The following is a 13,233-nucleotide window of genomic DNA, read 5'->3' on the forward strand; positions in this document are numbered from 1 at the left end:
GTCCCGGCGAGAGGCCGGAGACGGAGGCGCTGACGAGCCGATCAGCCCGTGCTGACGTCGATGACAGGGCGTACCTCAGTTGATGGACGCCATGGCGTCCCATCCGCCGGTGCCGACCTCGATGCTCGGGCCGTCGATCGGGCCGTGGATGTCGGAGCCGCCCTTGTAGAACTTCAGGGTGCCGTCACCCGCGGTGGCCCACATGTCGGCGACCCCGTTGCGGTCGGCGTCGGCGGCGCCGGCGAGCAGGGGCCGGTTGGTGCTCGTGTAGTTCCGGCCGAACTCGGTGCGGTCGCCGAAGGTGCCGTTGGGCTGGCCGAGGTAGCTGTACAGGATGCCGTCGCGGGTGTCGCGGGCGAGGAGGTCCACACGACCGTCCTTGTTGGCGTCACCGGGGGCGGTCACGGTCATGACGTTCCAGCCGCCCGTGCCGATGAGCAGGGGCGCGCCCACGGACGGGGTCGGGGCGGAGACGCCCGCGTAGCGGTAGAGCTTGTCGTTGTAGACGGCGAGGAGGTCCGGCTGCCCGTCGAGCGTGGTGTCGCCGATGCCGACGATGCGGGCGGTGGTGGGCAGCGTGCCGATCTTGATCGCAGCGGCCAGGGTGCCGTCGCCGCGGTTGGGGTAGACGCGCAGATCGCCGCCGAAGACGCCGACGACGTCCTCCATGCCGTCACCGGTCCAGTCGCCGCGGTGGGTCACCGAAGCGCCGCCCCATCCTCCGGAACCGATCTGGATCCTCGGGCCCAGCGCGCCGGTTCCGGTGCCGGGGTAGAGGAAGAGCTTGCCGGTGTCGTCGAGCGCGACGAGGTCGGGCTTGTTGTCGCCGCTCAGGTCACCGGGCACGGGGAACGCGGTCCTGGCGATCCAGGAGCGGATGTCGTCGACACGGGTCGCGACGGCGCCCGTGCGGGTCTCCGTGGCCGGCGTTCCGAGGCATCCGCCCTGCCACGACCTGCTGACGACGGCGACCAGCTCCTGGGTCGTGCCGTTGGCGCGCAGGACGGGGCCGCCCGCGTCTCCCTGGCAGATCACCGAGTCGCCGGCGGCGGTCAGAGCGACGTTCGCCGTCGCGTCACCGGTCGCGGTGAAGGAGCCGGTGTGCAGCTTGTCGGGAACCCAGGCCGTCTTCGTACGGCCGAACCCGGCCGCCTGGACCGCCTCACCGGCGGCCACGGGGGCCGCGGCCAGGGCGACCGGCTTCACGCCGGCGACGCCGGTGCTCAGCTTCACCAGCACCAGGTCGCGATCGGCGTGCGGGACGAGCTCGATGGCGGTGCGGCTGGCCCCGACCGTGCGCTGGGACAGGTCGGTGCGTCCGACGGTGACGGTGGTGGCGACGGCCGGCTTGCCGGCGGCGGGCTTGCCGTCGGCCGAGAAGCAGGTCGCGGCGGTCAGGACCCAGCGCTGGGAGACGAGCGTGCCGGTGCAGGCGGCCTGCTCCCCGACGTTGATCTTGGCGGTGAAGCCGGCCGTGGCGGGCGCGTCGGGCCCCTCGAGGGCTTGGGCGGGCGTGGTGACGGTGGCACCGGCGAGCAGGGTGACGGCGCCGAGGGTCCATATCAGGCGCGAGCGCTTTGAGGTCATCGGAGGTTCCTTACGGGAAAGGGTGCGACGAGGCTGGTGTCGGGCCGGGAACCGGCCGCGGGGAAGGGGTTACGGGGAGGTGACGATCCCGACGAGGACGTGGTCCCGGCGCTCCGGATCCGCGCTCTCGCCCACGGCCTTCCACTCGTCCCGCGCCGCGGTGATGCTCTGCTCGCTGTTCTCGGCCGTGAGGGTCACGGTCGTCTGGTGCGAGGAGCTGCCCTTCATCCCGTAGACCGTGGGTATCTCGAGGACGAGGCGGCCATTGGTTCCGGTGGTGGTGAAGCAGATCTTTCCCTTGGTCCGCGAATACACCTCCAGCAGGCCCGTCGCGGAGGAACAGTCGGCGAGCATGATGTGCCCGTCACCGCTCTTGACCACCAGACCGAGTTCGCTCTGGATCCTGGCCGCGTCCGGGTACGCGAAGTTCTCGACGGCGAGCGGCGGGAGTTCGCCGGCGACGGAGGCCGAGGAGGTGCCCGTTTCCGCGGCGCTCGCGACGGTGACGACGCCGCCGCCGATGAAGGCCGCGGCCACCGCACCCAGGGCGATGACACGATGGATGAGTTTCATTTTCTTCCTTCGATGATCAGAGGAGGACGAGAGCAGAGGAGGACGGGAGGAGGTGGAACCGCGGATCAACCGAGCAGGAACGCGACCGCGACCAGCACGACGACGAACGTGGTGAGGAAGACGGCTGTCTGCCTGCCGACGTTCGCGTCCACCGGCGCCCCGGCCCGCCGGCGCGCCTGCTGGAGAGAGATCCACCGGGCGAAGACGAGCCGCAGGACGGAGAACGTCAGGGCGAGCAGCGTGAAGAGGAAGAGTGCTTCCCTGGTGCCGTAGTCGCGCGCGGCCGACTGCCCGGCGATGCCCGGCGCGGTGACCGCGGGGACGGCCATCGCCGCCGCGCGTTGCGGCCAGGTCGTGACGAGGGAAGCCGCTGACAGGGCGAGCGCGATCCCGGCGAGAACGGCGATCACCCACCACCCGTGAACGGTGAGATCAGAGGTCGACATGGCGCACGGCCGTTCTCGTGTCGAATCGTGTCGGATCGTGTCGGCTCGTGTCCCGGGCGGGTGAGGCGGGGAGTACATGGTGCCTCCCCACCTCACCGCGGACCGGGGGGCGAGCTACCAGGTGAGCCAGCCGATGACGGTGGTGGTCACGTCTTCGGCGACGTTGGAGATCTTGCCGCCGACCGTCTCGGCGATGCCGAACTTGCTGAAGAGACGCGCCTTCCCGAAGAAGCCTCCACCGAGGACCGTCAGGCCCAGCGCGGTGTGGAACCGGTGATCGTCCCAGCCGTACGCCTGGTAGTTGAAGTAGGCGCTCGCCCCCTGCAACACGACGGAGACGCCGCCGAGCACGACGGAAGCCGCTCCGAGGACGGGGGAGAAGGGCGTCGGGAGCAGGGCGGCGGCACCCAGGGCCAGGGCGGCCGTGCCGGCCAGCACGCTCCAGTGCCCCGTGACGGTGGCCCAGTCCGCGTCGCTGCTGACATCGCCCGGCCACAGACCCCAGTCCACGTACCACGGCTCGTCGTTCGCGGCCGTCTGCGAGGGATTCGTGCCGCTCTGCTGGTCCTTCTTCGCCTGCTCGGCAGCCTTCCTGGCGGCTTCGGCCGCCTCGGCCCGGCGCTTGGCCACCACGATCCGGTGCGCACCGCTCGCCGCGTCCGCCGCGGCCTTCGCGTCCCGCCCGGCCTGGACGGCCGACGCCTGCGCCTGGGTGGCGGACGACTGCGCGGAGGACGCCGAGGAGACCGCCTGCACCGCCGAGGACATGGCACGGCGCATCGAGTGGTTGGCCGAGCGGGCCGCGCCCTGCGCGATGGTGGCGGCCTTGCCGGCCTTCGCGGCGGACTCGGCGGCCGCGGCCGCCGAGGCGTCGGCCGCGTCGGCATGACTCGCCGCGCGAGCCGCGGCATCCGAGGCGTCCTGCGCGTACGCGGTCGCCTTGGCCGCCCAGGCCGACGCGTCGGCTGCGGCCTGGCGGGCGTCGGCGGCGGCCTTGGACGCGAGCGCCGCGTCCACGAGCGCCTGCGCCGCGACCCGGGCCGCGTGGGCGATGGCGGCCCGGATGGCCGACACATGCGTGGCGTGGTCGGCGTCAAGCCGGGCGATGTGGAACTGGTCACGGATGACGAAGTTCCGCCGCATGAGGGCTGTGCCCTCCAGAACGATCTCAGCGGCCGACTTCATGTACGGGCCACCGGACTCGAGGAGGACGAAGATCTCGGTCCGGTCGTCCTCCTTCACCGCCTCCGCGAGCTCCACACCGAGGAAGCGGTGCAACGCCATGGCGCTGCCGTCCGCCAGAGCCGCCTCCGCCTTGGCCTTCACGGCCTTGCCGGGGTTCTGGTTCAGGATCTCGAACACCGCGACGCGGTTCTGCGTGGCCGCCGCCTCGATGACGCCCGTGGTGAGGAAGTCGCGGGCCGCGTTCGGGTCGTCGCCGGCCAGCGCCCGGTGCGCCGCCTCGGCGACGGCGGCCGAGCCCGACTGCGCCATGGCCAGAACCGTCTCGCGGTCGTCCTGCTGCTCGGCCAGCAGACGGTCGGCGTCGATCCAGTTGAGCACGTCGTGTTCGGTGCCGGACAGCGCGAACTCGGCGGCCTGCCTGGTCCAGGAACCCTGTGAGCCGAGCAGCCCGATGGCGGCCCTGCGCCCCTTCTCGACGGCGGTGGCCGCGTCCCCCGCCTTCAGCGCCGTACCGGCCGCGGACAGGAGATCCTTGATCTCGGTGGCGGTCCTGTCGGCCTGGGTGCGCTCGCGCGCGACGCGGTTGATCTCCTCCGTCTCGGCCTGGGACCTCAGCCGGGCCTCGAGGACGCCGAGCTCCGTGTCCTCCGCCAGGCGCGCCGTCTCCGCCGCACGAGCCGCCTCCTCGACGGCCTGGGCCTCCTTGACCGCCTGGGAAGCGGTGGTCGCGGCGGCCACGGCGGCCTCGGCGTACGCGGTGGAACGCTGCGCGTACTCGATCGCCTGACCCGCGTGCGCGGCGGCGTCCTCGGCCGCGGCGGCGGCCTTGTCCGCGTGAGCCGCCGCACTGTTGGCGGCGTCACGCGCCGTGCGCGCGGCACCGGCGGCCCGGTCGGCCAGCGTCCTGGCCGTGGCCGCCGCCCTGCTCGCCCGAGCGGCGGCGGCGTCCGCCTCGGCGGCAGCCTGCCTCGCCTTGGCGGCCTGGGTCTGCGCGACACCGGCGGAACTGGCGGCGGAGGCGGCCGCGTTCGCCGCGGCGGCGGCGTTCTGTGCCGCACTGGCGGCGGCGGAGCCGGCCGCGGACGCCTGCTGCGAGGCCGTCGCCGCCTGGTCGGCGGCTGCGGCAGCCGTACGCGCACGTCCGGCGGCGTCACGCGCGCCCTGCGCCGCCTGCCGCGCGGCCGACGCCTTCGAAGCGTCCCTGGAAGCGGCGATCGCGGCGTTGTACGCACGAGAGGCGGCGTTACCGGCCGCTGCCGCCGCCGCTGCCGCGGCCTGAGAAGCCTGCGCGGCCCGGCTCGAGGCGGACTGGGCCGTCCGGGAGGCCGAGATGGCGGTGTTGGCGGCGCTCGCCGCGCCCTGCGCCGCGCTCGCGGCGTCGTTGGCGGCACGCGCCGCCTTCCGGACGTCGTTCTGCGCGGCGGTGGCTTCCGCCGCCGCCTTCAACGCCGCCGCCTTCGCCTGCTCGGCGGCCTGCTTCGCGCGGTTGGAGGCCGCGACTGCCTGCTCCGTCTGGAGCTTCGCGCGCCTGCCCTCACGCTGCACGATCTCGACCAGTTGGTCGATCGTCGCGGTCTCCTCGTCCCGGGCGCGGGCGATGAACTGCCCGGACACCAGGAACCGATGGATCGCCTCGGGCGATCCGTCGCCCAACGCGCGCTCGGCGTACTTCTTCACCTCGGGCGAAGCGGTGGAGAGGATGGTGAAGACGGTGACCCTCTCGTCCTCCTGCTGGGCCGTGAACTGCGTCTGCGTGAGGAACCTCCGCAACGCCACGTCGGTACCGGTGTCCAGGGCCTTCTGGGCCTCGCGCCGCACGCCCGGTCCGCTGTTGTTCATCACCGTGAAGACCGCGGCGCGCAGGTCCGTCGCGGCGGGCTGCGCGAAACCGTCACGAAGGTAGGCCGCGATCGCCTCGTCGCCGGCGGACAGGGCCGCGCCGGCCGAGTCCCGAACCGACTTGTCCGCGTAGGGAAGCGCGGAGAGCACGGCGAAGCGGTTGTCGTCGGCCTTGGCGACCGGCAGCTCGCTGCTCAGGAAGTGCGACACGGCTTGCGCCGAGCCGACGAGGGCGACGGCGGCGGCCTCGCGGACGGCACGGCCACCGGTCTTGTACGCCCACACCGCCCTTCCGCGATCGGTCTCCGGCAGGCTGCCCGTGCCCGCCCCCTGCGCCTCGGCGGCGTAGGCGGGCCGGACGCCGAGACCGACGAGCGAGGGCAGGGCCGGAGCGGCCGCCGCCCCGGCCAGAACGGTGATCATCCGGCGCCGACTCCAGAACGCCGGCGGTACTTCTCTCATGTATTCCCCCCACAGGAACGGAACGATCTACAAGGACGGAAAGGGTGACTCCGGCCGTCCTTCTCGACCTGACGAAGTCCGACGGGACGCCGCCTTCGGCGGTCCCATGCCCGGTAGCGTGTGGCAGTTCGGCCACCAGGCCGTCTCGGGATCCCGAGCGAACAGCACGCGAAGAGGTGGAGAGCAGGGCCGGTTCCCCCGTATCGACCATCGGCTCACGGCGACCGCCCGCCTCCCTCCCCCTGACTCGTACGCGCGTGTCCTGCCATGTGGTCCTCGCGCCCGGGTCACCGACACCCAGAGGTCTCACTGAACCGCTCGCACAGGAACGATCAAGAAACTAGGCGTACGAGCCCCGCACCGCCGAGGACCGAGCGCGCCGTCCTCAGGACTTCTCGCGCCACCGAGGCGTTACGGCGCGACGGCGGGGACCGCCGGTCGGCCGTGCCCATGAGCGCTCTCCCAAGCCCCCGAGGGAGTACGACGCCCCGGGGGCCCCGCGCACTCGACGGCACGACACCGTCGGTGTTCACCCGGCTCAACGTCGCAACGGCGCGTCGGGTGGGGGTGGAGCCGGGCGCCCTGGCGGGCCTGCCGGGAACGGATCCCCGGTATCTGAACGACGACCGGTACCGGACGCCCGCCGCCACCGACGTGCGCATCTGGGAGCTGATGACGACGAAGGCCGCCTGGCCCGAGCTGGCCTCGCTGATGACCGCGCAATCCGGCCTCGGGACGCTCGGCGTCTGGGACTACCTGATCACCTCCGCACGGACCCCGCTCGAGGGCCTCCGGGACGCCGTGGCCTTTCTGCCCACGGTCGCCGACCCCGGGACGGAGGCCCTGGTGCTCGCCGACGACGGACAGCACGTCACCCTCAGCCACGTGAACACCGCCGATCTGACGTACGAGACCGCCTCCGCCATCCGTGCCTACTCCCTCGGCCTGCTGGTCCAACGGCTGACGGAAGCCGCACGGCGCCCCGTCCGACCCGTCCACGTGACGCTCACGGCGCGAGCACCCCGCCACCATCAGAGCCTGGTCGGGCTCTACGGCACCCGAGCCGTCGACTTCGAGACACAGGTCAGCTCGATCACGTTCCGGTCCGCCGACCTGCACGCTCCCCAGCCCTCCACCCAACCCGGCCTGTCCGCCCTGCTGCGAAGACACGCCGAGCAGAACCTCGCCTCCGCCATCCCGCTGGGCGACTGGCTCGACTCGTTCCGCGCCGCCCTGCACCGTGCCTGGTCCGCCGGCACGCCCACCCTGCCGGCGACCGCTCAACTCCTGTCCCTGAGCGCCCGCACCCTGCAGCGCCGTCTCGGCGAGCACGGCACCACCTGGACCCGCGAAGTAGAACTGCTGCGCCGCACCCGGGCCCTGGACCTCCTCCAGGCCACCGACCTGACGCTCGACTCCATCGCCGAAGCGAGCGGCTACGCCGACGCACGCGCCCTGCGACGGGCCGTCCGCCGCTGGACCGGCCACACCACCACCGCGCTGCGACGGCCCGGCTCGCCGGCCGAGCACAGCGGCCCGCGTGATGGCGCTGAACGCCAAACGCCTGGCGCCGTGCGTTAAAGACGGAGCCGGCGAGGCGGGACAGGATCGTCGTGCAGTTCGTTCCACCTGACCGCTCGACTCTGTTATGCAGGGGGAAGTATGAAGAAGATCTACTCGGGTCTGGCCGCGGCGGCACTGATGTCGTCGGTCCTCATGGCGGCACCCGCCGTGGCGAGCGCGCCCAGCGCGCCCAGCGAGCGCGCGGCCGCCGCCTGCCAGACCTGGCACGACAACGGCGGGCCCGGCGGAGCCGGTCGCTACCACGCCAAGTGCGCGGGCTCGGGCAAGTACGTCAAGGCCACGGTGCGCTGTGCCAACGGCAGCACCGCTACCAGCTCCTGGCGCTGGGAGTACGCCAAGGCGGAGTGCCCGTACGGCGTGGACTCCAGCTCCGGTTCCTACCGCACCCGGAGCTGACCGCGCGGCACCGGGTCGGCCGAGGAACCGGTGCCGACCCGGTGCTCACCCGGTGCCGACCTGCTGTGTGCGTCCCCGGCCCGCGATCCCGCGGGCCGGGGACGCCCCGTCTCGGCGGTGCGCACGCCCGCCGTCAGGAGCGCCGCGCTTCGGTATGCGCGCTCGGAGTGAGGCGGGTCGCGGCACGGAAGGCGCGGGTGAAGACCGAGGCCCAGGTGAAGCCCCACCGCGCGGCACCTGCGTACGATGCGACAGGCGAGGCCGCACGCGTGGGGGAGCGGCCTGACGCGGCGACAGCCGTGCCTGAACCGAGGGGAGCGGCGCCATGCCGAGACGTCGTGCGGTCGTGGTCGGGGCCGGAATCGGCGGCCTCACGGCCGCCGTGGCACTGCGGCGCAGGCGCTGGGACGTCATCGTCTGCGAAAGCGCCCCCGCACCACCCGCCACCGGCGCCGGCATCGGCCTCGCCCCCAACGCACTGCGCGCCCTGCACACCCTCGACGTCGACGTCACCCGGTCCACCGGCAGCGCCGTGCCCACCACGATGGGAGTGCGCCGCCCCGACGGCGGGTGGCTCACCCGGATTGCCACCGCCGACCTGGCCGCGCGTTACGGGGTGCCGCCGATCGCCGTCCCGCGCCCGGCGCTCACCGGACTTCTGGCCGCCGCCCTGTCGGCGGAGACGCTGCACTACGGCACCACCGTGACCGCCGTCGACGACATCGCGGGCCGCCCGGTCGTCCGTACCGAAACCGGTGCCGACCTGCCGGCCGATCTGGTCGTCGTCGCCGACGGGATCCACAGCCCGCTGCGCCGGACGTACTTCCCCACCCACCCGGGACTGCGCTACCTCGGCGAAACCGCCTGGCGGGCCCTGGTGGAAGCGCCGGAACCCGGGATACCGGCCATGAGCGAGACCTGGGGCCGGGGCGAGCGCTTCGGTGTCACGCCGCTGGCCGACGGGCGCGTCTACCTCTACGCCACCGCTGTCCTGCCGGCCGGCGCGCGGTGTGCCGACGAGCGTACGGAACTGCGCCGCCGCTTCGGCGCGTGGCACGACCCGATCCCGGCGCTGCTGGACCGCGTCGACCGCCTCGCCCCCGCCGACGTCCTGCGCCACGATCTCTACGAGCTGGCCGCCCCGCTCCCACGGCTGCACCACGGCCGGATCGCCTGGATCGGCGACGCGGCCCACGCCATGGCCCCGAACCTCGGCCAGGGCGGCTGCCAGGCCATCGAGGACGCCGTCGTCCTGGCGCACCTGCTGCCCGACGGAACAGGCGGAGGCGGCACGGACGGTGACAGCAGAGACGGTGACGGCACGGACGGCGTCCCGGCGGCCCTCGCCGCGTACACCCTCGCCCGCCGCGACCGTACCGACGCCGTACGACTCCGGGCCCGCCGCGTCGGCCGCCTGGGCGCCCTGCGGCACCCGCTGGCCACGACGGCCCGCGACCTCGCCGCCCGCGCCACCCCCGCCCGGCTGGCCCTTCGGGGCATGGACGACCTCTTCAACGGTTTCGGCCTCCCGGCCCGGCCGGGGCACTGACGCCCTGCGGCGACCGGTTGAACCGGATGAACCGGTCGAACCGGCCGCGCCCCGGGCCGGCGGCCTGCTGTTCGAGACGTCTGTCAGACTTGCCCGCCGTGAAGATCACCCTATTCCGAGGCTCCCTCGTCCTGGGAGCCCTGGCGCTGCTCTGCTCCCTGCTGTTCGTCGTCCCGACGACCGCGGCGGCGTACGAGAACTGCGACACGAACACGCTCTGCTTCTACGACCAGGACAACGGCACGGGCGCGCTGGAGAAGACCACCACCCGGACCGTCCTCTCCATCCCCCAGTCGAGCAACCGGGGGAACTCGGCAGTCCGTTCCCTGCACAACAACACCACCTCCTGGGTGTGCCTGTACGCGGACGCCTACTACGGCGGCACGCTCGTGGCGGTCGCACCGAAGACCGAGGCCAACCTCCCCGACCTCTCCGGTGAGCTCCAGGGCCGCGTCAGCTCGTACAAGCTGACCCTGTCCAAGGGGCACTGCTTCACCGGGTTCGAGCGCTGCGAGCAGGGCAAGCTCTGCATCTTCGCGGAGGAGCGGGCCCGCGGCGGCATGTACGCGACCACGTTCCCCCACAACGGCTACGCGCCGGTCTGGCACGACCGTGTCCACTCGGTCGTCAACAACACCACCTCGTCCGCCTGCTTCTACTCGGCGGCCGGCCATCGCGGCGGGTGGAGGGACGCCGACGGCACCTCCTACGGCGCGTACAAGGTGATGCCGGGCGACAGCACCACCCTCCCCGCCCCCTTCGCCAAGACCTTCCGCTCCCACAAGCTCACCGACAAGGCGGACTGCTCATGACGACCCGCGCCTCCGGACGCCCTGCCCGCCCGCGCCGCCGCGGCTCCGTCGCCGCGGCCCTCACCCTGAGCGCCGGCCTGCTGGTCGCCTCGCCCGGGGCGACCAGCGCCACGACGCAGGAGCCGTCGCTGCTCGACGCCTGGGTGGAGAGCGGCCGTTTCACGTTGGCCGCCGGTGTGACGTACGTGCGCTACACAGAGCGGGCCGTGACCGAGGGCCGCGTCGCCAAGCGCGAGCTGAACGTGGTCGTCGCCGACCCGGCCCTGGGTGCCACCCGCCTCGAAAGCACCGTGGGCGGTGCCGCCGCCCGGGCGGAGACCGTCGGCGGCCAGCTCGCCGCCGTCAGACCGGAACGGCCCCTCGCCGGCATCAACGGCAGCTTCTTCGCGCCGGAGCCTCCGCACAAGGGGAGCATCGTGTTCGGGGGAACCGCGGTCCGTGACGGCCAGGTCAACGGCACGGGCTGCCTGAACGGAAACCAGGCGGTCGTGCTCCAGCACGGACTGCCGTACATCTCCAAGCTCCGGGCGACGGTGACGCTCCAGGCCGTCGACGCCTCCGGTGCCGTCGTCGCCGAGCGGCTCCTCGACGACGTCAACCGCGATCCGGGCCGCGGTGTGGGCTGCGTGCGCGGGGTGGGCGATGTGCGCAAGGACCTCGCGTACGACCCGAGCGACCCGGCCGACAAGACGACCGTCTTCGTCGACGGGGACGAGATCGTCGCCTTCAACGACTCCTACAACCTCCCCACGCCCCCGGCGGGGCGCGACAGCCACGCCGAGGTCACCACGGACGACGACCCCGGGTACGAAGTGACGGTCGACTCCCGCGGCCTGTTCACCCTCCCCACGGGCACCGGTGGCCAGTGGACCGAGGGGCGGGGCGGGAAGAACGTCGCGAACGGCGGGTTCGTGCTGCAGGCGGTGGGCGCCGAAGCCAAGCGGTGGCTGCAGGACAACCTGACCACCGGGCGCACGCTTCGGCTCCAGCAGGAGGTCGTCGATCTCGAGTTCCCCGACCACCACATCGCCCTGGACGAGTCCGTGGACATCGTCTCAGGACTGGCGCACCGCCTGCTGGACGACGGCGTGCCGGCCACCCGCAGTGACACCTGCGCCCGTCCGTACGACCGGACCGGCGCCAAGCGGGAGGGCGACCCGCAGGTCGGGGACCACTGCAGGGACTCGCGTACGGCCCTCGGCGTCGACGTCAAGGGCCGTACGGTGATGGCGACCATCACGGGCCGCCGGGACGTGCTCGACGCCCAGGGCGGGGTCCTGCACCCGACCAGCACCTTGGACACCACCGGTGTCGACGGCGCCTTCCTGCCCGAGTTCGCCGAGATCCTCAGGCTGCCCGAGCTCGGGGTGATCGACGCGGTCAACCTCGACGGCGGCGGTTCGACCACCCTCTACACCCTGGACAAGCGACAGACAGGCATGACGGACATCGCCGAGCAGCCGGACGGCACCTATCGGCGGGTCGAACGCCCCGTGGCGGACGCCGTCTACCTCACGCGCGGCGGTTACGGCATACCCGGAGGCACCCTGCCGTAGCGCTGCGGCCCGCCGGGTCTACTTCCAGAACCACGCCTCCATGCTGGCCTGGCCCTGCCCGGAGCGCACGTTCCACGACCCCGCGTGGGGCCAGCAGCCATGCCTGCTGGCGAAGAAGTCCCAGTCGGTGTCGTCGTTGTTCCAGACCGACCGGGTCGGCTCTCCGACGTGGATGGTCTCGACATAACCACAGGTGGCGAATTCAGGGTTGTGGTAGTCGAAACGCCGCCCCTGGTAGTTCGGTTGCGTGTAGAAGCACACCATCTCCGCGGCGCAGTCGTCGGGAGCCTGGACCGAGTCCGCCGCCGAAGCGGCGGACGTCGGTGCCAACGCGGCGCAGATCAGCACTGCGGCGGCGAGCGATCGGTGCAAGCGAGGGCCCATGAGGCCACCTCCTGTTCCGTGCGGGGAAGCTTCCCTCCGAGCATGTCCGCAGGCGGCGCGCCTGGTGCGAGGGTGACCAGGACTCGCCATTTGTGGGATGAACTACCCCATGTCGCCCGGGGTGTACGACGCCCCGGCACCTGCCTCGGACAACGTCCTCTCCGGACGTAGGGAGAGGACTGTCGTGCGGGTCGAGGTGCGGGGGCGGCGTGTGTCGCCGGCCGTCAGTCGAGCATGTCCAGGACGTCCGCCCAGGAGCCCCCTTCGCCGGCGGAGCGGGACCGCATGGGGCGCGGGTCCGGGTAGGTCTCCACCGCGGCCCTGGCGCGGACGATGTCGGGTCCGCCGCACGCCTCGACCGCGAAGTCGCCGAAAACCTGGGCGAAGGCGGCAGGGTCGCGGAACTCCACACCGAACGCCCGGCCGTCCAGCAGGGGCACCCACACCACCCTGACGACCCGGGGCCATTCCCGCACCGGCTGGTCGTCCGCGGTCGATCGCCCCTCCAGCCACAGCTTCGCCACGTGCAGCAGGTTCACCTGCTCCATCGGCAGCCGCTTGCGCCGTACCCGCAGCTCACGTGTCGTCAGTTCGACGCGCTGGTCCTTCCTCGGGTACCAGACGACACCGATCCCGACCGGCACCCACAACACCACCCAGATCAGCGGCCAGACCACAGCGTCGCCCCACGACCGAAGCAACCCGCCGTCCAGCAGGTACAGGACCCCGAAGGCCAGAACCCACTTCGCCGTCATGCGCCAGAATCCGCTGCCCTGCCGGTACAGCACCCGTCGTTTGCCCGTCATCACCATGCCCGCACGTTGTCCACAGCTCCGAAACACCCACCCTGCCGAACTGCC

Annotated in this window: 11 protein-coding genes; 5 read left to right on the forward strand and 6 right to left on the reverse strand. The window is 72.5% G+C overall.

Annotation, left to right across the window (positions count from 1 at the left end; genetic code table 11):
• Positions 1-75: 75 nt before the first annotated feature.
• The 4 genes from ABZ135_RS22845 to ABZ135_RS22860 form a co-directional block, all read right to left on the reverse strand.
• Positions 76-1,587, reverse strand: a complete 1,512-nt coding sequence (locus ABZ135_RS22845) for a trypsin-like serine protease (protein ID WP_356698072.1) — start codon at positions 1,585-1,587, stop codon at positions 76-78.
• Positions 1,588-1,656: 69 nt separating this feature from the next.
• Positions 1,657-2,160: a hypothetical protein gene (locus ABZ135_RS22850; RefSeq protein WP_356698073.1), complete on the reverse strand. Its 504-nt coding sequence runs from the start codon at positions 2,158-2,160 to the stop codon at positions 1,657-1,659.
• 65 nt (positions 2,161-2,225) lie between these two features.
• Positions 2,226-2,606, reverse strand: a complete 381-nt coding sequence (locus tag ABZ135_RS22855) for a hypothetical protein (protein WP_356698074.1) — start codon at positions 2,604-2,606, stop codon at positions 2,226-2,228.
• A gap of 114 nt (positions 2,607-2,720) precedes the next feature.
• Positions 2,721-6,053: an ALF repeat-containing protein gene (locus ABZ135_RS22860; protein WP_356698075.1), complete on the reverse strand. Its 3,333-nt coding sequence runs from the start codon at positions 6,051-6,053 to the stop codon at positions 2,721-2,723.
• A 600-nt stretch (positions 6,054-6,653) separates the two neighbouring features.
• On the opposite strand from ABZ135_RS22860, the gene ABZ135_RS22865 reads away from it, so the two are divergent.
• The 5 genes from ABZ135_RS22865 (at position 6,654) to ABZ135_RS22885 (ending at position 11,989) form a co-directional block, all read left to right on the forward strand.
• Positions 6,654-7,673, forward strand: coding sequence for a helix-turn-helix domain-containing protein (locus ABZ135_RS22865; RefSeq protein ID WP_356698076.1), 1,020 nt, complete (start codon positions 6,654-6,656; stop codon positions 7,671-7,673).
• An 81-nt stretch (positions 7,674-7,754) separates the two neighbouring features.
• Positions 7,755-8,072, forward strand: a complete 318-nt coding sequence (locus ABZ135_RS22870; RefSeq protein WP_356698077.1) for a hypothetical protein — start codon at positions 7,755-7,757, stop codon at positions 8,070-8,072.
• Between the two features lie 325 nt (positions 8,073-8,397).
• Positions 8,398-9,621: an FAD-dependent monooxygenase gene (locus ABZ135_RS22875; RefSeq protein WP_356698078.1), complete on the forward strand. Its 1,224-nt coding sequence runs from the start codon at positions 8,398-8,400 to the stop codon at positions 9,619-9,621.
• A 98-nt stretch (positions 9,622-9,719) separates the two neighbouring features.
• Complete coding sequence (locus ABZ135_RS22880; RefSeq protein WP_356698079.1) at positions 9,720-10,433, forward strand: peptidase inhibitor family I36 protein; 714 nt, start codon at positions 9,720-9,722, stop codon at positions 10,431-10,433.
• Positions 10,430-11,989 (forward strand): phosphodiester glycosidase family protein, encoded by a 1,560-nt coding sequence (locus ABZ135_RS22885; RefSeq protein WP_356698080.1) that lies wholly within the window; start codon positions 10,430-10,432, stop codon positions 11,987-11,989. Before ABZ135_RS22880 ends, ABZ135_RS22885 begins: the two co-directional genes overlap by 4 nt.
• 18 nt (positions 11,990-12,007) lie before the next feature.
• Here ABZ135_RS22885 and ABZ135_RS22890 read toward each other — a convergent pair whose 3' ends face one another.
• Together ABZ135_RS22890 and ABZ135_RS22895 are read right to left on the reverse strand one after the other, a co-directional pair.
• Positions 12,008-12,373: a peptidase inhibitor family I36 protein gene (locus ABZ135_RS22890; RefSeq protein ID WP_356698081.1), complete on the reverse strand. Its 366-nt coding sequence runs from the start codon at positions 12,371-12,373 to the stop codon at positions 12,008-12,010.
• Between the two features lie 224 nt (positions 12,374-12,597).
• On the reverse strand, positions 12,598-13,185 hold the full coding sequence (locus tag ABZ135_RS22895; RefSeq protein WP_356698082.1) for a hypothetical protein: 588 nt from the start codon (positions 13,183-13,185) through the stop codon (positions 12,598-12,600).
• Between the last annotated feature and the right edge of the window lie 48 nt (positions 13,186-13,233).

The organism is Streptomyces sp. NPDC006339 (genome assembly GCF_040612775.1).
Classification (GTDB): domain Bacteria; phylum Actinomycetota; class Actinomycetes; order Streptomycetales; family Streptomycetaceae; genus Streptomyces.

Excerpts from the sequence above, each read along its gene's own strand:
- ABZ135_RS22860 (WP_356698075.1), bottom strand. The coding sequence starts at position 6,053 with ATGATCACCGTTCTGGCCGGGGCGGCGGCCGCTCCGGCCCTGCCCTCG.
- ABZ135_RS22895 (WP_356698082.1), bottom strand. The coding sequence starts at position 13,185 with ATGGTGATGACGGGCAAACGACGGGTGCTGTACCGGCAGGGCAGCGGA.
- ABZ135_RS22875 (WP_356698078.1), top strand. The coding sequence starts at position 8,398 with ATGCCGAGACGTCGTGCGGTCGTGGTCGGGGCCGGAATCGGCGGCCTC.
- ABZ135_RS22850 (WP_356698073.1), bottom strand. The coding sequence starts at position 2,160 with ATGAAACTCATCCATCGTGTCATCGCCCTGGGTGCGGTGGCCGCGGCC.
- ABZ135_RS22870 (WP_356698077.1), top strand. The coding sequence starts at position 7,755 with ATGAAGAAGATCTACTCGGGTCTGGCCGCGGCGGCACTGATGTCGTCG.
- ABZ135_RS22855 (WP_356698074.1), bottom strand. The coding sequence starts at position 2,606 with ATGTCGACCTCTGATCTCACCGTTCACGGGTGGTGGGTGATCGCCGTT.
- ABZ135_RS22845 (WP_356698072.1), bottom strand. The coding sequence starts at position 1,587 with ATGACCTCAAAGCGCTCGCGCCTGATATGGACCCTCGGCGCCGTCACC.
- ABZ135_RS22885 (WP_356698080.1), top strand. The coding sequence starts at position 10,430 with ATGACGACCCGCGCCTCCGGACGCCCTGCCCGCCCGCGCCGCCGCGGC.
- ABZ135_RS22890 (WP_356698081.1), bottom strand. The coding sequence starts at position 12,373 with ATGGGCCCTCGCTTGCACCGATCGCTCGCCGCCGCAGTGCTGATCTGC.